This is a genomic window from Pseudomonas sp. BN415, from assembly GCF_029871195.1.
Classification (GTDB): Bacteria; Pseudomonadota; Gammaproteobacteria; order Pseudomonadales; family Pseudomonadaceae; genus Metapseudomonas; species Metapseudomonas resinovorans.
On sequence record NZ_SSOK01000066.1, the window covers coordinates 148928 to 169283 of the forward strand.

Consider the following 20356-nt stretch of genomic DNA (forward strand, 5'->3'; position numbering starts at 1 on the left):
CAGGATTCGCCACAGGACCCCGTCATGTATCAACTCAACGACCTGCTGCACCTGATGGCCAGGCTGCGCGACCCCCAGTACGGCTGCCCCTGGGACCTGACGCAGGACTACGCGAGCATCGTTCCGCACACCATCGAAGAAGCCTACGAAGTGGCCGATGCCATCGAGCGCGGTGACTTCGACCACCTGCCGGGAGAGCTCGGTGACCTGCTGTTCCAGGTGGTCTATTACAGCCAACTGGCGAAGGAGGACGGGCGATTCGAGTTTGCCGGCGTGGTGGATGCCATTACCCGCAAGCTGGTTCGTCGCCATCCTCACGTATTCCCCGACGGCGACCTCTACGGCGCACCCGACATGGCGCGCCTGGAAGAGGCGGCGATCAAGCAGCGCTGGGAAGAGATCAAGGCGGAGGAACGTGCTGAAAAGGCCGTCGCACCTGAGCAGCTATCGCTGCTGGACGACGTGCCCACCGCGTTGCCTGCCCTCAGTCGCGCTGCCAAGCTGCAGAAACGGGCTGCCCAGGTGGGCTTCGACTGGCCCGAGGCGCTACCGGTGATCGACAAGCTGCGCGAAGAGCTGGATGAGGTGCTGGAGGCCATGTCCGAGAACGATCCACAGGCCATCGCCGATGAGGTGGGCGATCTGCTGTTCGTCGTGGTCAATCTGGCGCGTCACCTCAAGGTCGATCCGGAAACAGCACTGCGCGGCGCCAATGGCAAGTTCGAGCGACGCTTCCGTTTTATCGAACAGGCATTGCGCGATGCGGGCCGTCCCATTGAAGATTGCACCCTGGAAGAACTGGATGCCCTCTGGGGCGAAGCCAAGAAACAGGAAAAACTCAGCCTTGGCTGTTAACTCGAGAGACTGAACCCCGACATGAGCCTTTCCCTCCGCGACCAGCTGCTTAAAGCCGGGCTGGTGAATGAAAAGCAGGTCAAGCAGGCCGGCAAGCAGCAACAGAAACAACAGCGCCTGGAGAAGAAGAACCAGGTCGAAAAGGATGACAGCCTGCGTCAGGCAGCCCTTCAGGCCCAGGCCGAGAAAGCCGCACGCGACCAGGAACTGAATCGCCAGCAGCAGGAAAAAGCCGAGCAGAAGGCCAGGGCAGCCCAGATCAAGCAACTGATCGAAAGCTCCCGCCTGCCCAAGTTGACCAGCGACGACTACTACAACTTCGTCGACGAGAAGAAGGTCAAGCGCATCGCCGTCAACGCCTTGATGCGCGATAAGCTGAGCCGTGGCTCCCTGGCCGTCGTCCGCCATGGCGGCGGCTACGAAGTGATCCCGCGTGATGCCGCCCTGCGTATCCAGGAGCGCGACCCGCGTCGGGTGGTGCTGCTCAACACCCAGACCGAAGAGCCGGATGCTGACGATCCGTACGCAGCCTACAAGGTGCCGGACGATCTGATGTGGTGATGCGGTGAAGAAACCGGGCCTTGGCCCGGTTTTCTTTTGAAGGGCCGTCTGGCTGGCTACTGGGTGCCGAGGGTTGTGGAAACCCAGTGATCGGGACTGCCAATCAGGGGCTCGGTCCTGGAACCTGTGAGGGGCTCACCTACCTGCAGCGGGACTGCGTTAGCTGTTGCGAGAGATTTACCAGCGGGCCAGCTCCTGTGGGCAATGCAGCTGCTTGAACACGTAATGCAGACATAGCCTATGAACTCGCCCCTACAGCCCGAATGCAATCCGGGTGGCTCAGCAGATCTGATTTCCCAGTAACACCCGCCCGAAACTCGCCCCCTCCGTCAGTGGCGTGATCGCTGTGATCTGGTCCAGGCGCAGGCGTTCCTGGCCGCCCTCGTTCTGCACGATCAGGAACTCTTCCTTGTTCGGCGTCGTCAGGGTGGTCATGGCGCGGGCATCCAGGCGGGCGCCGCCGGCCAGTTCGATGTGCAACTGGTAGCGGTGCAGGCAGGCGATCTCGATGTAGTCGTAGAGTTCGCAGGAGAGCGGCAGGTATTCGTCGGTCATGGCGGTTTCCTCTGCAGCGTGCCGGTAAATCAGCATAGGCGCTGTCCGCGCGCCCTGGCTTTCCTTCAAGTATCGGCCTGTTTCGTCCATCCAGGGCACGACCAAGGTACGGCGTGCATTTTCTGCGGGCACAAAAAACCGGGCACTGAGCCCGGTTCTTCGTGGGAGAGGCGCTACTCCGGCAGGCCTTGTACCGACTTGCCGTTCACCGAGCCCTCCTTGAGCATGATCTGGTACTCCTTGCCGTCCTTCTCGACCTGGTGCAGGCGCACCAGCAGGTAGTCCCAGTCCTTGGCGAACCAGAGCACGGTCTTGCGGCTGCTCTGGGTAGGGTCACGTACGCGCTCGACCTTGATGGCGTCCACCAGGCCGGCTTTGGTGCGCACGCGCTCCTCGCCCAGTACGCGGAAATCGTAGGTCTCGATCTCGTCGCCGTCGATCACCTGGTAGCTCATGCTCTTCTTGCCGTCGGCGACGTCATGCTGAAGCACCAGCTGGTAGGTGGATTTGTCTTGCAGGCCACGGTTCAGGGGCAGGCGCACCTGATTGCCGCGGTCGTTGCCGATGATCTGCTTCTGAGCCCAGTCGAAATCGAATTCCACTTGCTTGCTCTTGCCCAGGCCGCTGCGATTGAAGCGGTAGGTCAGAGGCAGAAAGGCATTGTTTTCGACGCGGAAAGTGCTCACTTCGCTCAGGCTGGCGACCAGCATGGCGGCTTCGAAGTCCAGTTCCCAGCGACCATTGTCGAGCTGCTTCAGGCTGCGGCCGGCAGTGCCGCTGATGGGAAGCTGTTTCCAGTCGGCGGTGTAGCTGGCCTCGAAGGGTTTCAACTCGGCCGCCATGACGGGCAGGGTGACGAGGGCGAGGAGCAACAGCAAGGCACGACGCATTGGCGAATCTCCTAGTTACGCAGTTGTTGCCCCGAAGCGGGCAACGCTTGTCCATCCAGTTCGGCGCCGTTCTGGCCCAGGCGCAGTCTGCCTTCGGCAAACCAGCGCATGGCCAGCGGATAGATGTGGTGTTCCTGTACATGAACTCGCTGGGCCAGGCTTTCCGGCGTGTCGTTCGACTCTACCGGGATCAGGGCCTGCACGACCAGAGGGCCGCCATCAAGTTCTTCTGTCACGAAGTGCACGCTGCAGCCATGCTCGGTGTCACCGGCTTCCAGCGCGCGCTGATGGGTGTGCAATCCCTTGTACTTGGGCAACAGCGAGGGATGAATGTTCAGCAGGCGCCCCTGATAGTGACGCACGAAACCGGGCGTGAGGATGCGCATGAAACCGGCCAGCACCACCAGCTGCGGTGAGAAGGCATCGATGGCCTCGATCAGCGCACCATCGAAGGCTTCGCGGTCGGCGTAGGCCTTGTGGTCGAGAACCAGGGTGTCGATACCGGCATTTCTGGCGCGCTCCAGGCCGTAGGCATCGGCGCGGTTCGAGATAACCGCGCGAATGCGGGCCGGATGGTCGTTGCCGGTGGTGCTATCGATCAGCGCCTGCAGGTTGCTGCCGGAGCCGGAGATCAGCACTACCACATCACAGCGTGCAACCATCAGTGGCTCTTCAGGTTGTTCAGTACGACGCGTTGGGCGCCTTCGTCGGCCGCGGCGATTTCACCAATGACCCAGGGCTGTTCGCCAGCGGCACGCAGGACCTTGAGCGCGGCTTCAGCCTGCTCCGGCGCAACGCAAATGACCATGCCTACGCCACAGTTCAGCACGCGGTGCATCTCGGTCTCGTCGACGTTGCCTTTTTCCTGCAGCCAGTCGAAGACCGCCGGACGCTGCCAACTGGCCACGTCGATCACGGCTTGGGCGTTGTCCGGCAGGACGCGAGGGATGTTGTCCAGCAGGCCGCCGCCAGTGATGTGGGCCATGGCCTTCACCGCGCCGGTTTCCTTGATCAACTGCAGCAACGGCTTGACGTAGATGCGGGTCGGGGCCATCAGCAGGTCGGTCAGGGGTTTGCCGTCGAGCTGGATCTGCTCGATGTCGGCGCCGCTGACTTCGATGATCTTGCGGATCAGCGAATAGCCGTTGGAGTGCGGGCCGGAGGAGGGCAGGGCGATCAGGGTGTCGCCGGTACGGACTTTGGAGCCGTCGATGATTTCGGCTTTTTCCACCACACCGACGCAGAAACCTGCCAGGTCGTAGTCTTCGCCTTCGTACATGCCAGGCATCTCGGCGGTCTCGCCGCCTACCAGGGAGCAACCGGCCAGTTCGCAACCGGCACCGATGCCGGTGACCACGGTGGCGGCGACGTCAACGTTGAGCTTGCCAGTGGCGTAGTAGTCGAGGAAGAACAGCGGCTCTGCGCCGCAGACCACCAGGTCGTTCACACACATGGCGACCAGGTCCTGGCCGATGCTGTCGTGCTTGTTCAGGTTCAGTGCAAGGCGCAGCTTGGTGCCAACGCCGTCGGTGCCGGATACCAGCACCGGCTGCTTGTAGCCGGCCGGGATCTCGCAAAGGGCGCCGAAGCCACCCAGGCCGCCCATCACTTCCGGGCGTGCGGTGCGCTTGGCCACGCCTTTGATGCGTTCGACCAGGGCTTCACCAGCGTCGATGTCTACACCGGCGTCCTTGTAGCTCAGGGAGGGTTGCTTGCTCATAAATCCAGGCCTATAGGGGAAATTCGAGGATCGACCGGCAAGTCTGGCTGCCGGTTTGCGAAGGCGCGCGATTTTATCAGGCTTGCCCGGTAGCGGCCATCGGCAGCGGTCGGCCTCGGGAGAAAAGAACGGAAAAACGCCTGCATTGCCGCGCGCCAGAGGGCTGATTAAGGTATAGCCCTTCGATTGCGGCCTATGCTGCATCTGTCCGCCTACAGAGAGTCCACCATGCGCCTGATCGCTTCAGTTTTCCTGCTCTGCCTCACGCTTCTCGGCCCGTCGGCGCATGCCGAAACGGTTAACAACCTCTACCAGGTTCGTGAACCCGTTACGTCGCAGCAGCCGGAGGAGCGCAATCAGGCCTTGGTACGCGCCTTGGACACGCTGGTTCTGCGCCTGTCCGGTGACCCCAAGGCCGCCCAGAACCCCGCCCTGGAAGCCGTGCGCAAGGATCCGCAGCAGCTCATCAGTCAGTACGGTTACGAAGGCCAGACCCTGGTGGTGGATTTCGACCCGATCACCGCCGAGCGCACGTTGCGCCAGGCTGGTATCCCGCTGTGGAGCGCCAACCGACCGGCCATTCTCGCCTGGTGGTTGAACCGTTCCGGTGAGGGTAGCAACAGCCTGGTTGGTGACGGTCAGGAAACCGCAGCACCACTGCGCCAGGCAGCGCAGAACCGTGGTTTGCCGCTGCGCCTTCCGCTCGCCGACCTCAATGAGCAGTTGTTGGCGACTCCCGAACAACTCACTTCCGCCACGCCCGGTGCGCTGACCCAGGCGTCCGAGCGTTATGGTGCGGATGCCCTGCTGGCGGTGGATGCCAGCGAGACCGACGGCAAGTGGCAGGCCCAATGGCGCCTGTGGCTGGGGGACAGTCGCGAGCAGGGTACTGCTGAAGGGGCCGACAGCTCTGCAGTGGCCGATGCCGTGATGTCGGCGGTGAGCCAGCGTCTGGCGTCGCGCTTCGTGGTGGCACAGGGTGCCGGGCAGAGCCTGGCGCTGGAGGTGCAAGGTGCCAACCTGGAGCGATATGCCGAGTTGTCGCGCCTGCTGGAGCCATTCGGCGCACGCTTGCTCAAGGTCGAGGGTGACCGCCTGGAATTCCAGGTGACCGCCACTCCCGAGCAGCTGCGTGCCCAACTGGCCCTGGTTGGACTCCAGGAGTCGCCGCCCGAGGCACCTGCCGTATCCGCCCCGTCTGCTGATCCTCAGGCCGCGCCAGCACCTCAGGTGGTGCCGCGCAACAACCTGCTGCGCTTCCACTGGTAGCGGGCGTACACTGCTGGCCTACCCGTGACGGGGATGCCATGCACCAGTTGCCCAATCTGCTGACCTTGCTGCGCCTGGCACTGGTTCTGCCCATTGCCGGGTTGCTGCTGTCCGATCGACATGATCAGGCCCTGGTGCTGTTCGTCCTGGCGGCCAGCTCCGATGCCCTGGACGGTTTTCTCGCCCGGCGTTACCACTGGACCAGCCGCTTCGGCTCGCTGTTCGACCCTCTGGCCGACAAGCTCCTGCTGGTGACCTGCTTCATCTGCCTGACTATTACCCAGGTGCTGCCGCTCTGGCTGGCGCTGGTGGTGTTCCTGCGGGACCTGCTGATAGTGCTGGGGGCCGGGTTGTTTCGCGTATTGGCAGGGCCGGCGGAGTTTTCACCGAGTTGGTTGGGCAAACTCAGTACTTTGCTGCAGATGCTCCTGGTGCTTTACGTACTGCTGGAACTCAGCCTGGCGCCGGCACTGGCTTCGTTGCGCTGGCCGCTGAGCTGGATGGTGCTGGTGGTGACTTTGGGAAGCGGAGCCCACTACGTCTGGGATTGGGGACGGAAATTTCGTTACGCAAGGATGAGGGCCTGACATGACCGATTCGCGCCGCTGGCTATGGCTGGGTGGCTTTCTGCTACTGGGGTGGTTGCTCTATGAGTTGCACCCCGTTCTCTCGCCCTTCCTGGTGGGCATGCTGCTGGCCTATCTCGGCGACCCGCTGGTGGACCGTCTGGAGCGTCTTGGTCTGTCCCGCACCTGGGGGGTTGCGTTGGTATTCGGCCTGTTCGGGCTGATCCTGCTGGCGCTGCTGCTGGTGCTGTTGCCCATGCTCGGCCGTCAGCTTTTCCGCCTCTACGAGGTGGCGCCGCAGATGCTCGACTGGTTGCAGCAAAGTGCACTGCCCTGGGTTCAGGCCCAGCTCGGTCTGCCTGGGGACTTCTGGCGCTTCGATAGACTGAAGGCGGTGATCAGTGGGCACCTGGGGCAGACCACCGACATTGCCGGTACCTTGCTGGCGAGTGTCACGGCCTCGGGCCTGGCGCTGTTGGGTTGGCTGGGCAACCTGCTGTTGATTCCGGTCGTGGGGTTCTACCTGCTGCGGGACTGGGACCTGATGGTGGCCAAGCTTCGTGGCTTGCTGCCCCGCAGCCGCGAGTCCTATATCGTCGTGCTGGTAGGCGAGTGCCATGAGGTGCTGGGCGCTTTCGTGCGGGGCCAGTTGCTGGTGATGTTGGCGCTGGGCCTGATCTACGCTGCAGGGCTGATGCTGGTGGGGCTGGACCTGGGATTGCTGATCGGCCTGGTGGCCGGGTTGGCCAGCATCGTGCCCTACATGGGATTCGTGGTGGGTTTTGGCGCTGCGGTGTTGGCCGCACTGTTCCAGTACGGGGGCTTCGAACTCTATCCATTGATAGGCGTGGTGGCGGTTTTCACCATAGGGCAGTTACTAGAAGGTATGCTGCTGACCCCGCTGCTGGTGGGCGATCGCATTGGCCTTCACCCGGTGGCGGTAATCTTTGCAATACTTGCCGGCGGCCAACTGTTTGGCTTCACCGGCGTGCTGCTGGCACTGCCCGTGGCGGCAATCATCATGGTTTTGCTGCGCCATGCGCATGATTTCTATAAACTTTCCGACCTTTACGGACAGTCGAGTAGCGGTCCCGACGACCCTCCCAGTACGGCATGACACCGATCCAGCTTCCCCTGAGTGTGCGTCTGCGTGACGACGCCACCTTCGCCAACTTCTATCCCGGCGCCAACGCTGCGGCACTCGGCTATGTCGAACGCCTGTGCGAACCTGATGCCGGCTGGACCGAGAGCCTGATCTATCTGTGGGGAGGTGAAGGCGCAGGGCGCAGTCATCTGCTGCAGGCCGCCTGTCTGCGCTTCGAGCAGCGCGACGAGCAGGCGATTTACCTGCCCATGGACGAACTGGTGCACTACGGCCCGGAAGTCTTCGACAACCTGGAACAGTGCGAGTTGGTCTGCCTGGACGACTTGCATGCCCTGGCTGGGCGGCCGGAATGGGAGGAGGGTTTGTTCCACCTGTTCAACCGTCTTCGCGACGCCGGCCGCAAGCTGCTCCTGTCGGCCAGCAAGTCACCTCGTGAATTGGGTATCAAGCTGCCGGACCTGAAGTCGCGCCTGACCTTGGCGCTAGTGTTCCAACTGCATGCACTGTCCGACGAAGACAAGCTGCGGGCATTGCAATTGCGTGCCTCCCGCCGTGGCCTGCATCTGACCGACGAAGTCGGGCGCTTCATCCTGACCCGTGGCCCGCGCAGCATGAACTTGCTATTCGACCTGCTGGATATCCTTGATCAGGCATCGCTTCAGGCCCAGCGCAAGCTGACCATTCCGTTCCTCAAGGAAATCTTCGGTTGGTAACCCGCGTTTCCTGATGGTCGCCCAAGAAAAAGCCCGGATCAGTATCCGGGCTTTTTCATTTCCAGGCGGGAATTACTCCCCGGCGAGCTTGCGGTTGTACTGGAAACGCCACCGGGTATAGAGCAGCGCCGCACAGAACAACAGCAGGCTGAGGCCGGCTTCCAGCCAGCCGAACAGGCTGCGTGCCGGGTCGATGGCGGCGAGGACGCCTTGGATGAAATAGAGATTCACTACGAAGCAGGCCCAGGCATGAGCGCGAGCGTTGCCGAGGATCATGCCGGGGGCCAGCAGTGCCAGCGGAACCATCAGGATGGCCAGGACCACCCAGGTCCGGGCACCGTGCAGGTCGGCGAAGAACAGGGTATTGACCGCCAGCAACACGGCCAGGGCGATGAAGCTCACCAGGCTGACGACACGGCTGACGGTCATGCGCGGGGTCAGCCAGGCGAGTTCCGGCAGTTTCTTGGGTTTTCTAGCCACGCGAGGTCTCCAGGCGTTGTGCTGTTTGTGCCAGGCGTTGGCCCAGAGCGCGGCAGAGGGCGATTTCGTGTTCGTCCAGCGGCCGCTTGCCGTCGGCCCCGGCATGATGGCTGGCCCCGTAGGGGGTGCCGCCGCCACGTGTTTCCAGCAGCGCTGGCTCACTGTAGGGCAGGCCGGTGACCAGCATGCCGTGGTGCATCAGTGGCAGCAGCATCGACAGCAAGGTCGTTTCCTGGCCGCCATGCAGGCTGGCGGTGGAGGTGAACACTGCCGCCGGTTTGCCCACCAGTTCACCGGTCAGCCAGAGGCTACTGGTGCCGTCGAGGAAGTATTTCAGCGGTGCTGCCATGTTGCCGAAGCGGGTGGGGCTGCCCAGCGCCAGGCCAACGCAGTGGCGCAAGTCGTCGAGGGTGGCGTAGAGGGCGCCGTCGGCGGGGATGTCCGGAGCCACGGCTTCGCACTCGGTGGACACTGCTGGTACGGTGCGCAGGCGCGCCTCCAGGCCGGTCAGCTCGATGCCACGGGCGATCTGTCTGGCCATCTCGGCGGTGGCGCCGTGACGGCTGTAGTAGAGAACCAGGATGTAGGGCGCGCTCAAGGAAGGATCTCCAGCACCTTCTCTGGCGGACGGCCGACCACGGCCTTGTCGCCGGCGACCAGGATGGGGCGTTCGATCAGCTTCGGATGGGCGGCCATTGTGGCGATCAGCTGCTCTTCAGAGAGGCTGGTGTCGTCCAGACTGAGGGCTTTGTACTGATCTTCACCGGTGCGCAATAGCTGACGGGCGGTCAGCCCCAACTTGGCCAGCAGGTCTCGCAATTCGGTGGCACTGGGCGGCGTTTCCAGGTAGCGCACGATGGTAGGGGCCAGGCCCCGGGCTTCCAACAGTTCCAGGGCGCCGCGGGATTTGGAGCAGCGAGGGTTGTGGTAGAGGGTCAGTTCAGTCATGTCGGGGGTCGCATGGGCTTGGTCGAGACGGCTATTCTAACCGTGTCGCGGTGTCGGCCTGAACCGTGCACCGTGGTTGCGGTCTGCTGAGTCGGGCCAGGCCGATATGAATCAAGGAGATGGAATGCGCCAACGCCTCACCGACGTCGTCGATTTCTGGCGCTTTCTGCTGCAACGCTTCATTGCCGATCGTGGCACCAACAGCGCCGCAGCCCTCACCTATACCAGCCTGTTCGCCGTGGTACCGATGATGACGGTGACGTTCACCATGCTCTCGGCCATTCCGGCTTTCCAGGGCACCGGCGAGCAGATCCAGAGCTTCATCTTCCGTAACTTCGTGCCCTCCACGGGGGAAACCCTGCAGGAATACCTGCGTGGCTTCACGGTGCAGGCGCGGCACTTGACCTGGGTCGGCGTCGGCCTGTTGGTCGTGACTGCATTCATGATGCTGGTAACCATCGAGAAGGCTTTCAACACCATCTGGCGAGTGCGCCAACCGCGGCGAGGCGTTTCCAGCTTTCTGCTTTACTGGGCGATTCTCAGCTTGGGTCCCTTGCTGCTGGGGGCGGGATTCGCTGTCAGTACCTACATCACCTCGTTGTCGCTGCTTTCCGGTCCGGATGCCCTGATCGGTGCCAAGACCTTGCTCGGGTTCATGCCGTTGCTATCGAGCATCGCCGCTTTCACGCTGATCTATGCCGCGGTGCCCAACGCACGGGTGCCGGTGCGCCACGCTTTGGCGGGCGGCGTCTTCACCGCGCTGCTGTTCGAGGCCGCCAAGGCCCTGTTCGGCCTCTACGTCAGCTTCTTTCCTGGCTACCAACTGATCTATGGTGCGTTCGCCACGGTGCCCTTGTTCCTGCTGTGGATCTACTTGTCATGGGTCATCGTGCTGTTTGGTGCCGAACTGGTGTGCAACCTTTCCACGCCCTGGCACTGGCGTCGCCGCGCGCTGCCGCGCTTGCTGGTGCTACTCGGGATCCTTCGGGTGTTCCATGATCGGCAGTTGCGCGGCATGCCGGTGCGTCACCTGGATGTACAGCGGGCCGGCTGGCACCTGCCGGAGGATGAGTGGCTGGAGATGATGGAGCTGCTGGAAGGCCAGCACCTGGTCTGCCGCGCTAGCGGCGCTTCGTGGGTGCTCTGTCGTGATTTGAGCGGCTACAGTTTTTATCAGTTATTCGTCCACATGCCCTGGCCGCTGCCACGGCTTGGTCAATTGCCCGAACATCTGGATGAGGCGTGGTATCCGCCACTGCGCAAGGCTCTGGAGCTGCTTGAGGAAGAGCAGCAGGCCTTGTTTGGTGGCAGTCTGGCGCAATGGCTCAAGCCGGGGCACGACTGACGAAATTTGTCAGTGGGCGCTAGACGGCGCCGGCTCGATCCAGGAGCGGGCTGTGAACTTGTGGGCCGTTGCGGTTGGCATGTTTATGGCACTGACAGGGAAGGGGCCATCGAACCGATGGCCAGGGGATGAAGGCAATGGGTACCGCGAAAGACAAACTGATCCACCTGCACGAGCGCGCACCGCAATGGGCGCTGGAGGGGCTGAATCGGGTGACCGGGCTGAAGTTCCGTCATTGGCCGGAATCCCTGGCGCCAGTGGTCGTGCAAGAGGAGCAGAACGGTACAGATTTACCGTCCCAGGAAAACAATCGGGCGCTGCCCGGCTGAAGCCCGTCAGGCGCGTACCTGGCGGTTGGCTGGCTCGGCCAGTTCCACGGGCTGCACGAAGAGTTCCTCCACCAGCAATCCCTTGATCGGGACGGCGGAGCGAAGGCGCACCTGCATCTGGTCGATCTTCTGCTTGAAAGGCAAGCGAGCGATACCGGCCAGCAGGATCTTGCCCTTGGCGTTGAGCCTGCCGTGATCCACCGCGACTTCGCGTCGTTGTTCGCCGTCCATGTAGCTCACCTGCAGCGAGACCGGCAGATCCGTCATGCCCGGTAGATGCAGCCAGGCCGCCACATTGAAATCTGCCACTCGGCCTTCGAAGGGCGTGACGGTAGAGCGGGCGACTTCGACGACGCGGGCAGGGACCGGGCCGATCAGGCTGTCTTGCTGTTGCATGGGACATCCAGGCTGGAAAAGGTACGAGCGTACCGATGGACCGGGATTATAAGCAGCCATTCCCGCGCGAACTGTGCGCCTTGGCCACCGGATGGCGTGACCGGCCTCGCAGTTTGACCACTCAAGCAAGTTGCAGGCGATAGCGCGCTACCAGCGAGGTGCAGAGGTTGGGCTCCGGTAGGCGCACGATGGCCTGGTTGTGCACACTGGCCAGCTGTAGCCAGAGGTTTTCTTCTTCGCCGAACTGTTTGCACGGTAGCCACAGGCCGTGGTGCCAGCCATTTCCGGGTTCTGGCGTGCTCTGCAGTACACCGGGATGCGTCTGGGCGTTAGGCGCACGGCGCAACCAGACCGGGCGTGGCAGGCCCTTCAGGTAACGCAAGCCGAGGTGAACCCCCTCGGTGTTCTGGTAACGCCAGCGCACCAGGGCGAGGACTGGTGAGCCTTGGGCTTGGACCAACACGAGCTGCCCCACCGGCAACGGGTTGCCCAGATCGCCATGGCAAAGCAGGCGAGCGCCGCCAGGACTGGCATCAAGCAACTTCGCGTCGCAGCGGCCAGGATGCTGGGCCAGCAACTCGGCATGAATGGCGCCCAGGCCCACCACCAACTGGCACTGCCCCGATTGTTCGGTGCGCGGATGGCGGCGCTGCTGGCGTCCCAGCCAGTGCTGGCGAACCTTTTCAAGGAGCTGGTTTTCACTTTCGCTGCGCAGGGGAGCGGGTTCATGCACGGCGATCAACAGCGCACCCAGTTCGAAACGGCGCAAATACGTGCTGGCACCGTCCGGGCGCTGATCCAGTGGCAAGCAGGGCTGGGATTCGGTCAGGTCGACGGTCGGGCTGCAATTCTCGTCCTCTTCGTCCCAGGGAAGAAGTCGCGCCAGGCCAGCGAGCGGCGCCAGGGCGCCGAACAGCAGCGTGCATTCGCCGTCGCTCAGATGGAAGGGGTTACTCAGGGCCAGCAGCAGCATCTGCTGGTAGAGGCCGCGCAAGGTATTCGCTGGCGTGGGGCGGAAGGCGGCTGCAACCGGCTCGTCCAGGCAACTCTGGTGCTCGCCGATCCAGTACAGCAGGTGGCTGTCGCGCCACAGACGTGGGCTGGGTTCCTGATAGAGCTGGTAGTGCCGCAGCTGGGTCTGGGCGAGGAAGTGCTGGGTCATGTACAAACACCACGCCAGATGCGGGCGCGAAGGCTGGTGCCCCTGGAGAATCTGCAACAGCAGGCGCTTGAATCCGCAGGCCAGTTCGTCGCAGAACTTGACGAAGAGGGTGGGCGGCACCGTCCGTTCCTGGTAGGACTGGGCGTAGTGGCGAAACTCCTCGCTGAAGCTTTGCAGCACGCGCTGTCTTTCGAGTAAGGTCAGGACGCTGCGGTTGAGCCTGAACAAAAGCCCCAGGACCTGCTGCAGGGCACTATCCTGAGGGAGTTGACGTGCTTGCGCGAGGAGCGCCGGAACGCTTGCCAGTGGAGTGCTGTTTTCTTCCAGGATGTCCGGCACCTCCAGGCGCAGGGCATCGAGCGTCATACCAACCCCGCGTACACGAGGACCGAATGCATGGGATCGCGACTCCAGGCTGTAATAGGGGTGTTCGCACTGATGGGCGCTGGCCTGCTCCTGGCCAACTGCTCGGACGATGTTGGCGTCGATCAGCATGGACAGAAGGTAGCGGTTGAGCGCCTCGAAGGCCAGTGGCTGGTCATCAATTACTGGGCCGAATGGTGTGCGCCCTGCCGTACGGAGATTCCCGAACTCAACGCTTTCGCCAAGCAGCAACCTGACCAGGGCGTAAAGGTGTTGGGGGTCAATTTTGACGGGCTGAAGGGTGATGAGCTCGGCCAGGCGACGCAGAAAATGGGCATCCAGTTCACGGTGTTGGCGGAAGACCCGTCCACGCGTTACGACCTGCCGCGCAGTGAAGCGTTGCCTGTCACCTACATCATTGATGCTCAGGGCAAATTGCGGGAGCGCTTGCTGGGCGAGCAGACTGCGGCGGGCCTGACTGCGCGCCTCGAAGAGCTGCGCAAAGGGGAGTAGGACGATGGCGCGAATCTGTCTGCATGGCTACGTGAGCGGTAAGGTGCAGGGTGTCTATTACCGTCAGTCGACGCAGGAGCAAGCCGACCGCCTGGAGCTGGATGGTTGGGTGCGCAACTTGGCTGACGGCCGGGTCGAGGTGCTGGTGGAGGGGGAGGATGGCGCGGTACGCGAGTTGGCTGCCTGGCTGGAGGAGGGACCGGCCGAGGCAGAGGTGACCGGCGTGGAGCTTCAGGAGCAGCCGCTGCAGGGCATCACCGGCTTTATCGTGCGGCGCTGAGGCCGTGAGGCAGGAGCGCGCCAGGCTCGCTCCTGGAAGGGCTCAATCCGAATCGCCGGGGTCGGCAGCCAGTCGCCCGGCGTCTTTCATCAGTGATTGGAGAAACTCCTGCTGCAGCTCTGGATCGTTGCGTGTTAGCTCGATCAGGCTCTGCTCCAGTTCGCTGGCTTCCTCTTCCAGACCCAGCTCCGACAGGCGCTTGACTCGATGGACCCACTGCGGGACCTCGTCGTCTTCGAGGTCTTCGAAGATCAGTGCATGGGCTTCCGCCAGCTTGCCACGCAGGGCGTGGCTGATGCCCAGGGTGGCATCGGCTCGGGCGCTGTCCATGGGGTCTTCGACACTCAGCAGGAGCTGGCCGATGCGACTGATGTCCTGGTCGGCGAAAGGGCCGTCCAGCAGGTTCAGGCGCAGGATGCCATTGCGATCGGTCAGCAGCTCATGGGTGTGGCCACCCAGCTTCACCAGTACCGGACGTTCGGCCCAGGGTAGGCTGGAGTACTCCATGCGCTTGTCTTGCTGCTTCTCGTCGATGCTGGCCAGGTTCTGCTCGGAACGGCCGTTGGACTCGACGTTCATTGCCGGGTTGAGGCCGGCAAAGCCGTAGCTGATCCAGTCCTTGGTAGCCGTGTCCGGCAGGCTGCCGAGCAACACCACGTTGAGTACGTTGGCGCCAACACCGGCTACTACCGCCACCGCGCCCAACGGAACCTCGTAGAGCTCCCGCCAGGGCTGGTAGGGCGTGTAGCGATCGTAGTGACGGCTAACTTCGAACTCAGTGACTTCGAAGGTCTTCTGCTCGTTGATGCGGATGCGTCGTTGCGGCAGTTCCAGTACCTGTGGGTCGCCCACGTCGATCTGCAGGCTATGGTTCAGCAGTTTGCGCTCGACACGCTCTTCGTGCTCACTGCGCTGTGGCAAATGGTTGGCACAGCCGCTGACGAAGAGGGTGCCGCACAAGGCGGCGCCGACGAGGTAATGGGAACTACGCATGGACATTCTTTCGATCAGCGATTCACGCGGGCGGTGATAAAGGACAGAACCTCAGCCACCGGCAAAGCCTGGCTGTCGGTTTCGCGGCGGTTCTTGTATTCCAGGTTGCCTTCGGCCAGGCCGCGCTCGCTCACCACGATGCGGTGCGGAATGCCGATCAGCTCCATGTCGGCGAATTTGACGCCGGGGCTGGTTTTCTTGTCACGGTCATCCAGCAACACGTCGACACCCGCTGCGCGCAGCTCGGCATAGAGCTTGTCTGTAGCTTCCTTGACGGCTGGGGTCTCGTACTTGAGCGGTACCAGGGCAACCTGGAACGGTGCCAGGGCTTCAGGCCACAGGATGCCGCGGTCGTCGTAATTCTGCTCGATGGCAGCCGCGACTACGCGAGAGACGCCAATACCGTAGCAACCCATGATCAGCGTGACCGGCTTGCCTTGTTCGCTGAGCACGTTCAGCTTCATGGCTTCGCTGTACTTGGTGCCCAGCTGGAAGATGTGGCCGACTTCGATGCCGCGCTTGATCACCAGGGTGCCCTTGCCGTCCGGGCTCGGGTCGCCAGCGACCACGTTACGCAGGTCGGCGACTTCCGGCAGGGGCAGGTCACGCTCCCAGTTCACGCCGAAGTAATGCTTGTCGTCGATGTTGGCGCCGATGGCGAAGTCGCTCATCAGGGCCACGGAGCGGTCCACCACACAGGGCAGCGGCAGGTTCAGCGGGCCGAGGGAGCCCGCGCCGGCGCCAATGGCCTGGCGCAGTTCGGCTTCGCTGGCGAAGACCAGCGGACTGGCGACCTGAGGCAGGTTGGCGGCCTTGATTTCGTTCAGCTCGTGGTCGCCGCGGACAATCAAGGCGACCAGCTTGCCTTCCTCGGCGGCATGCACCACCAGGGTCTTGATGGTCTTTTCGATCGGCAGGTCGAAGTTTTCCACCAGGTCGGCGATGGTTTTGGTATTCGGCGTGTCGACCAGCTTGAGTTCCTGGCTCGCGGCGGGACGTTCGGTCTCGCGGGGCAGGGCTTCGGCCTTCTCGACGTTGGCGGCGTAGTCGGAGCTGTCGCTGAAGGCGATATCGTCTTCACCGGAGTCTGCCAGCACGTGGAACTCGTGGGAGCCGGTGCCGCCGATGGAGCCGGTGTCGGCCAGCACGGGACGGAAGTCCAGGCCCAGGCGGCTGAACACGTTGCAGTAGGCCTGGTGCATGCGGTCGTAGGTTTCTTGCAGCGATTCCTGGTTCATGTGGAAGGAGTAGGCGTCCTTCATCACGAACTCGCGGCCACGCATCAAGCCAAAGCGCGGGCGGATCTCGTCACGGAACTTGGTCTGGATCTGATAGAAATTGAGCGGCAGCTGCTTGTAGCTGTTCAGCTCATTGCGCGCCATGTCGGTGATGACTTCTTCATGGGTCGGCCCAACGCAGAACTCGCGCTCATGGCGGTCCTTCAGGCGCAGTAGCTCAGGGCCATACTGCTGCCAGCGGCCGGATTCTTGCCACAGTTCGGCGGGCTGCACAGCGGGCATCAACACCTCGAGCGCGCCGGCGGCGTTCATCTCTTCGCGGACCACCGTCTCGACCTTGCGCAGTACCCGCAGGCCCATTGGCAGCCAGGTGTAGAGGCCGGAGGCAAGCTTGCGGATCATGCCGGCACGCAGCAGCAACTGGTGGCTGATCACCACGGCGTCGGCGGGGGTTTCCTTGAGGGTAGACAGCAGGTACTGACTGGTACGCATGTTTGGCCGTTCTGTCGGTTGCGAGGGGTTTGAATGGCTCGGCATTGTACGGCCCTGATCAAGTGGCGTACAGGATTGCAGTCCCGTAGAGGGAGGAGAGCGACGTAGTGAGTCTGACAGCAGAGCAGGTTGAAGCATTGATTCGCGCTGGGGTACCCATGGCAGAGGATATCGACCTCCGTATCGAGCGGATCGACGAGCAAGGCGCGCTGGCGAGGGTGCCTTTCCAGTCCAGATTGGTGCGTCCAGGGGGAACCTTGTCCGGTCCGACCATCATGGCGCTGGCCGATGCAGCCATGTATGCAGTCGTGCTAGGGCGGCTCGGTAAAGTCGAGATGGCAGTGACGTCCAACTTGAATATCAACTTCCTCGCGAAACCCAAACCAGTGGATCTAGTTGCTGAGGCGCGGATACTTAAACTTGGTCGCCGTCAAGCAGTTTGTGAAGTGTCCCTTTATTCGCAAGGTGAGGAAGAGAATCTCGTCGCACATGTAACGGGTACGTATGCGTTGCCCTTGAGTGATTAAAGTTTGAGCAAAAAGAAACCCGGCCTAGGCCGGGTTTCTTTTATCGCTTACGTGTACGCGAGGGATATTACAGGATATCCAGCGGGTACTCGGTGATCACACGGATTTCGTCGTTGGCAGTGCCGCCAGCGGAGCCGAAGAAGGCCATGTCCTTGTTGCCGCGCCAAGTTGCATGGCGAACGCGGATGGACAGGTCTTTGGCCGGGCCGTCCTGGAACACGTACTTGGCTTCGATGTCGCGTTCCCATTCTTTGCCATCATCACCGATAGCTTGCTCGAACTCGCCGGTCTCTTCATTGAGGGGGAAGAAGGCGCCACCTTTTTGTGCGTCGGAGCCATCAACATCCTTACCGGAAATGTAGCGGGCCATGAAGCTCAGGCCTGGCACGCCGTACTCAGCCATGTTCAGGTCGTAGCGGACTTGGAGGGACTTCTCGTTCGGACCGTTGAAGTCGGAGTACTGGACGGAGTTGGCCAGGTAGATGGAGTCGCCCGAGTTCTGGCCGTCCATCGAGATGTAGTCGAAGGGCTCGTCGCCATTCACGTTCTGGTAGGCCAGGGTGAACTTGTGGGCGCCGATGGAGTAGGCAGCGGCAGCGGACCAGGCGGTGCTGTCGAGATCGCCAGCCAGGGATTTGCCTTCATCCAGGGTGCGGTAGACGTTGAAGTCCAGGTTCAGCGCTTGGCTGTCGCTGAACGGGATGTTCCAGTTCAGGTTGCCGTAGTACTGGCGCCAGATGTCTTCCAGCTCGGAGCCATACAGGCTAGCGCTGACGTTGTCGGTGAACGAGTAGGAACCGCCCACGTAGTCGGCGCTATCACTGGCGATGCCAGTGTAGGTGGTGGTGATTTCGCCGTGGCTGTTGGTGGAGGAGCTGCCATCACGGATGGAAGTGAAGTGGCCGGCGTCGATGTTCAGGCCTTCGATCTCGCTGCTCAGCAGCTGGAAGCCTTCAGCGGAGCCCGGGAACAGTCGAGCGGTACCGGTAGCGAATACCGGAGCGGTCGGGAACAGGTTGCCGTACTTCAGCTGGGTGTTGGACACCTGCATTTTAACGGAGCCACCCGCATAGGAGTAATCGTCCTGGGAGCGACCGTCGGAGCCGGTCGGGAGCAGGCCGGTACCGTTGGTGCCGTTGCCGCTGTCCAGCTTCAGGCCCAGCATGCCGTGGGCGTCAACGCCGAAGCCAACAGTGCCTTGGGTAAAGCCGGACTCGTACATGGCGCTGATGCCATGGGCCCATTCTTTACGGTAGTTCTGGCTGGTGGAAGGGTTGTTACGGAAGTCGCGGTAGAAGAAGAAGTTCTTGTTCAGAAGAGTCAGGTTGCTGTCTTCTACGAAGCCCTTGGACTCTTCCTGGGCGCTGGCAAAAGCCAACTGCATGCTACCGGCGGTCACGGCCAGAGCCAGTGCGCTCCACTTCATCACTTGCATTGTGATTGCTCCTTTGGTTTTGAAGATTCTCGCCGCTTTCTTATTTATGGAAGGCGGTTCTTTCTTTTTGTGTCGGCGCTAACTTATAGCACGGCGACAATTATGGCGATAGTTGAAACCTAGTCCTTACGATTTCTTCACAGTGCTGTCGCAAATCGAAAAGACCTGTGTCGCATATCTATAGGTTCGGCCTTGCATCCCTTCATCCCCTATGTATCCGAGGCACTATGCGGGTGGGCGCCCATTGGAGTTGTTGCCGTTCCCGCGTGTGACCTGGCACCTGATAAGCAACAACCGTGCACAAACTGGGCAGGGCGGAAAGAAAACCTCCCTTGCCCACGTGGTGCGGTCGTTCCAGCACTGTCCAATGCCTGATCCCAGCCTGCTTGGAGCGGAAAGTCTATGCCCCGAAATGAGGCATTTTGCGCGTTGGGTGGCTATTGACAGGCGATCACGCTAAAGCCATGGATGGTCAGCGGCTGCGGTCTGGCTTGCGGAGAGTAACCCGAGTGTGGCGAGAGGTAACGAAACGCCAGGCGTGGGCGATTTTGGTGCGCTGTATCGCTTCGCTTCCTTATATAGGAGGCGGGGCGCTCCGAGTTCCGCTCGCCGCGCGCCTTGGCTATGCTGCGCGCCCCTGCGTTGGTCGTATGGCTGTGGCAGGGTGCTAATCTCGAATTCCCTAACGTCGAACAGGAGAGGCCAGTATGTTCGCCCTGGACCCAAGACTTCAGCAGGACACCCTGCCCATTGGTGATTTTCCCCTGTGCCGCCTGCTGTTGATGAACGATGCCCGATATCCCTGGTTCATTCTGGTGCCACGTTGCGAGGAGGTCAGTGAGCTGTTTCAGCTCGGCGCTGACGAGCAGCGTCAACTCTGGCAAGAGACGACATTCCTGGCGGAAACCCTCAAGGACACCTTTGGGGCCGACAAGATGAATGTCGCCACGCTGGGTAATGTGGTCAGTCAATTGCACATGCATGTAATCGTGCGGCGCCGTGAGGATGTGGCCTGGCCTGCTCCGGTCTGGGGGCGCCATCCGGCTGTGGCTTATTCAGCTGACGATGTGGCCGCCATTCGTGCCAAGCTGCGCCTGGTACTGGCCGATGATTTCCGCTTCGTGGAGGAGTGAGCCATGAGTTTGGAACTACGCATTGCTGACTTGGAGAGTCGACTGGCTTTTCAGGATGACACTATCCAGACCCTGAACGATGTACTGGTTGAGCAGCAGAAAGCGGTAGATCGCCTGCAGCTCCAGGTGACGGCACTGGCCAAGCGCCAGGAAGAGTTGCTTGGCCAGTTCGGCCCTGGCGAGGACGAGGCGCCCCCGCCCCATTACTGATCGACCATGAAACAGGCCGCCAATTGGCGGCCTGTTTCATTGTTGCTATCAGCGCCGGCTGGGTAGTGCGGCAATCACGTCTTCGGCTTGCAGGCCTTTGTCCCGCTGGATTACCGAGAACTCCACGCGCTGACCTTCGATCAGCACGCGGTGGCCTTCGCCGCGAATGGCGCGGAAGTGCACGAAGATGTCATCTCCGGAGTCACGGGAGATGAAACCGAAGCCCTTTGAGGTGTTGAACCACTTCACGGTGCCGGTTTCGCGGTTGGACATGTCCT

26 protein-coding genes are annotated in these 20356 nt (G+C 62.0%); 13 read left to right on the forward strand and 13 right to left on the reverse strand.

Annotation, left to right across the window (positions count from 1 at the left end):
• Positions 1 to 24 precede the first annotated feature (24 nt).
• Together mazG and E8F20_RS24780 are read left to right on the forward strand one after the other, a co-directional pair.
• The gene (gene mazG, locus E8F20_RS24775; RefSeq protein ID WP_280286115.1) at positions 25 to 855 is read left to right on the forward strand and encodes a nucleoside triphosphate pyrophosphohydrolase; all 831 of its coding nucleotides are present in this window, start codon (positions 25 to 27) and stop codon (positions 853 to 855) included.
• 21 nt (positions 856 to 876) lie between these two features.
• Complete coding sequence (locus E8F20_RS24780; protein WP_280286116.1) at positions 877 to 1416, forward strand: DUF2058 domain-containing protein; 540 nt, start codon at positions 877 to 879, stop codon at positions 1414 to 1416.
• Positions 1417 to 1695: 279 nt separating this feature from the next.
• On the opposite strand, the gene E8F20_RS24785 is transcribed toward E8F20_RS24780, so the two are convergent.
• From E8F20_RS24785 to purM, 4 genes are all read right to left on the reverse strand, one after another.
• A complete protein-coding gene (locus E8F20_RS24785) occupies positions 1696 to 1971 on the reverse strand; it encodes a Rho-binding antiterminator (protein ID WP_280286117.1) in 276 nt (91 codons plus the stop codon).
• Positions 1972 to 2144: 173 nt separating this feature from the next.
• Entirely contained in the window at positions 2145 to 2861 is a 717-nt protein-coding gene (locus tag E8F20_RS24790; protein ID WP_280286118.1) for a DUF3108 domain-containing protein, read from the reverse strand.
• A gap of 11 nt (positions 2862 to 2872) precedes the next feature.
• Entirely contained in the window at positions 2873 to 3523 is a 651-nt protein-coding gene (purN, locus tag E8F20_RS24795; protein ID WP_280286119.1) for a phosphoribosylglycinamide formyltransferase, read from the reverse strand.
• Positions 3523 to 4581 (reverse strand): phosphoribosylformylglycinamidine cyclo-ligase, encoded by a 1059-nt coding sequence (gene purM, locus E8F20_RS24800; protein WP_028627569.1) that lies wholly within the window; start codon positions 4579 to 4581, stop codon positions 3523 to 3525. Before purM ends, purN begins: the two co-directional genes overlap by 1 nt.
• Before the next feature lie 228 nt (positions 4582 to 4809).
• On the opposite strand from purM, the gene E8F20_RS24805 reads away from it, so the two are divergent.
• From E8F20_RS24805 to hda, 4 genes are read left to right on the forward strand one after another with little or no spacing between them, the layout of a single operon-like run.
• Positions 4810 to 5850 (forward strand): DUF2066 domain-containing protein, encoded by a 1041-nt coding sequence (locus tag E8F20_RS24805; RefSeq protein ID WP_280286120.1) that lies wholly within the window; start codon positions 4810 to 4812, stop codon positions 5848 to 5850.
• A gap of 38 nt (positions 5851 to 5888) precedes the next feature.
• Positions 5889 to 6437, forward strand: a complete 549-nt coding sequence (locus E8F20_RS24810; protein ID WP_280286121.1) for a CDP-alcohol phosphatidyltransferase family protein — start codon at positions 5889 to 5891, stop codon at positions 6435 to 6437.
• Position 6438: 1 nt separating this feature from the next.
• On the forward strand, positions 6439 to 7533 hold the full coding sequence (locus E8F20_RS24815; protein ID WP_280286122.1) for an AI-2E family transporter: 1095 nt from the start codon (positions 6439 to 6441) through the stop codon (positions 7531 to 7533).
• On the forward strand, positions 7530 to 8234 hold the full coding sequence (gene hda, locus E8F20_RS24820; RefSeq protein WP_028627573.1) for a DnaA regulatory inactivator Hda: 705 nt from the start codon (positions 7530 to 7532) through the stop codon (positions 8232 to 8234). The genes E8F20_RS24815 and hda overlap by 4 nt, the downstream gene beginning before the upstream one ends.
• Positions 8235 to 8306: 72 nt before the next feature.
• Here the strand turns inward: hda and E8F20_RS24825 are convergent, their stop codons facing one another.
• From E8F20_RS24825 to arsC, 3 genes are read right to left on the reverse strand one after another with little or no spacing between them, the layout of a single operon-like run.
• A complete protein-coding gene (locus E8F20_RS24825; protein ID WP_280286123.1) occupies positions 8307 to 8714 on the reverse strand; it encodes a DUF2069 domain-containing protein in 408 nt (135 codons plus the stop codon).
• Positions 8707 to 9312 (reverse strand): NAD(P)H:quinone oxidoreductase, encoded by a 606-nt coding sequence (gene wrbA, locus E8F20_RS24830; protein ID WP_280286124.1) that lies wholly within the window; start codon positions 9310 to 9312, stop codon positions 8707 to 8709. Before wrbA ends, E8F20_RS24825 begins: the two co-directional genes overlap by 8 nt.
• The gene (gene arsC / locus E8F20_RS24835) at positions 9309 to 9662 is read right to left on the reverse strand and encodes an arsenate reductase (glutaredoxin) (protein WP_280286125.1); all 354 of its coding nucleotides are present in this window, start codon (positions 9660 to 9662) and stop codon (positions 9309 to 9311) included. Before arsC ends, wrbA begins: the two co-directional genes overlap by 4 nt.
• Positions 9663 to 9786: 124 nt before the next feature.
• Between arsC and E8F20_RS24840 the strand changes: the two genes are divergently transcribed.
• The gene (locus tag E8F20_RS24840; RefSeq protein WP_280286126.1) at positions 9787 to 11007 is read left to right on the forward strand and encodes a virulence factor BrkB family protein; all 1221 of its coding nucleotides are present in this window, start codon (positions 9787 to 9789) and stop codon (positions 11005 to 11007) included.
• Positions 11008 to 11144: 137 nt separating this feature from the next.
• On the forward strand, positions 11145 to 11336 hold the full coding sequence (locus E8F20_RS24845) for a hypothetical protein (protein ID WP_280286127.1): 192 nt from the start codon (positions 11145 to 11147) through the stop codon (positions 11334 to 11336).
• A 6-nt stretch (positions 11337 to 11342) separates the two neighbouring features.
• Here E8F20_RS24845 and E8F20_RS24850 read toward each other — a convergent pair whose 3' ends face one another.
• Positions 11343 to 11732 (reverse strand): hypothetical protein, encoded by a 390-nt coding sequence (locus tag E8F20_RS24850; protein ID WP_280286128.1) that lies wholly within the window; start codon positions 11730 to 11732, stop codon positions 11343 to 11345.
• Positions 11733 to 11853: 121 nt separating this feature from the next.
• Positions 11854 to 13260, reverse strand: coding sequence for a PilZ domain-containing protein (locus E8F20_RS24855; protein WP_280286129.1), 1407 nt, complete (start codon positions 13258 to 13260; stop codon positions 11854 to 11856).
• A gap of 30 nt (positions 13261 to 13290) precedes the next feature.
• On the opposite strand from E8F20_RS24855, the gene E8F20_RS24860 reads away from it, so the two are divergent.
• On the forward strand, positions 13291 to 13770 hold the full coding sequence (locus E8F20_RS24860; protein ID WP_280286130.1) for a TlpA disulfide reductase family protein: 480 nt from the start codon (positions 13291 to 13293) through the stop codon (positions 13768 to 13770).
• 4 nt (positions 13771 to 13774) lie between these two features.
• The gene (locus tag E8F20_RS24865; RefSeq protein ID WP_280286131.1) at positions 13775 to 14050 is read left to right on the forward strand and encodes an acylphosphatase; all 276 of its coding nucleotides are present in this window, start codon (positions 13775 to 13777) and stop codon (positions 14048 to 14050) included.
• 42 nt (positions 14051 to 14092) lie between these two features.
• Here the strand turns inward: E8F20_RS24865 and E8F20_RS24870 are convergent, their stop codons facing one another.
• Complete coding sequence (locus tag E8F20_RS24870) at positions 14093 to 15049, reverse strand: hypothetical protein (RefSeq protein WP_280286132.1); 957 nt, start codon at positions 15047 to 15049, stop codon at positions 14093 to 14095.
• An 8-nt stretch (positions 15050 to 15057) separates the two neighbouring features.
• Positions 15058 to 16773, reverse strand: a complete 1716-nt coding sequence (locus E8F20_RS24875) for a proline--tRNA ligase (RefSeq protein WP_280286133.1) — start codon at positions 16771 to 16773, stop codon at positions 15058 to 15060.
• A gap of 113 nt (positions 16774 to 16886) precedes the next feature.
• Here E8F20_RS24875 and E8F20_RS24880 point away from each other — a divergent pair, with 113 nt between their 5' ends.
• The gene (locus tag E8F20_RS24880; protein WP_280286186.1) at positions 16887 to 17300 is read left to right on the forward strand and encodes a PaaI family thioesterase; all 414 of its coding nucleotides are present in this window, start codon (positions 16887 to 16889) and stop codon (positions 17298 to 17300) included.
• Positions 17301 to 17367: 67 nt separating this feature from the next.
• Here E8F20_RS24880 and E8F20_RS24885 read toward each other — a convergent pair whose 3' ends face one another.
• A complete protein-coding gene (locus tag E8F20_RS24885) occupies positions 17368 to 18735 on the reverse strand; it encodes an OprD family porin (protein ID WP_280286134.1) in 1368 nt (455 codons plus the stop codon).
• Between the two features lie 707 nt (positions 18736 to 19442).
• Here E8F20_RS24885 and E8F20_RS24890 point away from each other — a divergent pair.
• Together E8F20_RS24890 and E8F20_RS24895 are read left to right on the forward strand one after the other, a co-directional pair.
• On the forward strand, positions 19443 to 19868 hold the full coding sequence (locus E8F20_RS24890) for an HIT domain-containing protein (protein WP_280286135.1): 426 nt from the start codon (positions 19443 to 19445) through the stop codon (positions 19866 to 19868).
• A 3-nt stretch (positions 19869 to 19871) separates the two neighbouring features.
• Positions 19872 to 20078, forward strand: a complete 207-nt coding sequence (locus E8F20_RS24895; protein WP_280286136.1) for a SlyX family protein — start codon at positions 19872 to 19874, stop codon at positions 20076 to 20078.
• A 48-nt stretch (positions 20079 to 20126) separates the two neighbouring features.
• On the opposite strand, the gene E8F20_RS24900 is transcribed toward E8F20_RS24895, so the two are convergent.
• A complete protein-coding gene (locus tag E8F20_RS24900) occupies positions 20127 to 20351 on the reverse strand; it encodes a cold-shock protein (RefSeq protein WP_162945915.1) in 225 nt (74 codons plus the stop codon).
• Between the last annotated feature and the right edge of the window lie 5 nt (positions 20352 to 20356).

Excerpts from the sequence above, each read along its gene's own strand:
- mazG (WP_280286115.1), top strand. The coding sequence starts at position 25 with ATGTATCAACTCAACGACCTGCTGCACCTGATGGCCAGGCTGCGCGAC.
- E8F20_RS24780 (WP_280286116.1), top strand. The coding sequence starts at position 877 with ATGAGCCTTTCCCTCCGCGACCAGCTGCTTAAAGCCGGGCTGGTGAAT.
- E8F20_RS24785 (WP_280286117.1), bottom strand. The coding sequence starts at position 1,971 with ATGACCGACGAATACCTGCCGCTCTCCTGCGAACTCTACGACTACATC.
- E8F20_RS24790 (WP_280286118.1), bottom strand. The coding sequence starts at position 2,861 with ATGCGTCGTGCCTTGCTGTTGCTCCTCGCCCTCGTCACCCTGCCCGTC.
- purN (WP_280286119.1), bottom strand. The coding sequence starts at position 3,523 with ATGGTTGCACGCTGTGATGTGGTAGTGCTGATCTCCGGCTCCGGCAGC.
- purM (WP_028627569.1), bottom strand. The coding sequence starts at position 4,581 with ATGAGCAAGCAACCCTCCCTGAGCTACAAGGACGCCGGTGTAGACATC.
- E8F20_RS24805 (WP_280286120.1), top strand. The coding sequence starts at position 4,810 with ATGCGCCTGATCGCTTCAGTTTTCCTGCTCTGCCTCACGCTTCTCGGC.
- E8F20_RS24810 (WP_280286121.1), top strand. The coding sequence starts at position 5,889 with ATGCACCAGTTGCCCAATCTGCTGACCTTGCTGCGCCTGGCACTGGTT.
- E8F20_RS24815 (WP_280286122.1), top strand. The coding sequence starts at position 6,439 with ATGACCGATTCGCGCCGCTGGCTATGGCTGGGTGGCTTTCTGCTACTG.
- hda (WP_028627573.1), top strand. The coding sequence starts at position 7,530 with ATGACACCGATCCAGCTTCCCCTGAGTGTGCGTCTGCGTGACGACGCC.
- arsC (WP_280286125.1), bottom strand. The coding sequence starts at position 9,662 with ATGACTGAACTGACCCTCTACCACAACCCTCGCTGCTCCAAATCCCGC.
- E8F20_RS24840 (WP_280286126.1), top strand. The coding sequence starts at position 9,787 with ATGCGCCAACGCCTCACCGACGTCGTCGATTTCTGGCGCTTTCTGCTG.
- E8F20_RS24845 (WP_280286127.1), top strand. The coding sequence starts at position 11,145 with ATGGGTACCGCGAAAGACAAACTGATCCACCTGCACGAGCGCGCACCG.
- E8F20_RS24850 (WP_280286128.1), bottom strand. The coding sequence starts at position 11,732 with ATGCAACAGCAAGACAGCCTGATCGGCCCGGTCCCTGCCCGCGTCGTC.
- E8F20_RS24855 (WP_280286129.1), bottom strand. The coding sequence starts at position 13,260 with ATGACGCTCGATGCCCTGCGCCTGGAGGTGCCGGACATCCTGGAAGAA.
- E8F20_RS24860 (WP_280286130.1), top strand. The coding sequence starts at position 13,291 with ATGGGATCGCGACTCCAGGCTGTAATAGGGGTGTTCGCACTGATGGGC.
- E8F20_RS24865 (WP_280286131.1), top strand. The coding sequence starts at position 13,775 with ATGGCGCGAATCTGTCTGCATGGCTACGTGAGCGGTAAGGTGCAGGGT.
- E8F20_RS24870 (WP_280286132.1), bottom strand. The coding sequence starts at position 15,049 with ATGTCCATGCGTAGTTCCCATTACCTCGTCGGCGCCGCCTTGTGCGGC.
- E8F20_RS24875 (WP_280286133.1), bottom strand. The coding sequence starts at position 16,773 with ATGCGTACCAGTCAGTACCTGCTGTCTACCCTCAAGGAAACCCCCGCC.
- E8F20_RS24885 (WP_280286134.1), bottom strand. The coding sequence starts at position 18,735 with ATGCAAGTGATGAAGTGGAGCGCACTGGCTCTGGCCGTGACCGCCGGT.
- E8F20_RS24890 (WP_280286135.1), top strand. The coding sequence starts at position 19,443 with ATGTTCGCCCTGGACCCAAGACTTCAGCAGGACACCCTGCCCATTGGT.
- E8F20_RS24895 (WP_280286136.1), top strand. The coding sequence starts at position 19,872 with ATGAGTTTGGAACTACGCATTGCTGACTTGGAGAGTCGACTGGCTTTT.
- E8F20_RS24900 (WP_162945915.1), bottom strand. The coding sequence starts at position 20,351 with ATGTCCAACCGCGAAACCGGCACCGTGAAGTGGTTCAACACCTCAAAG.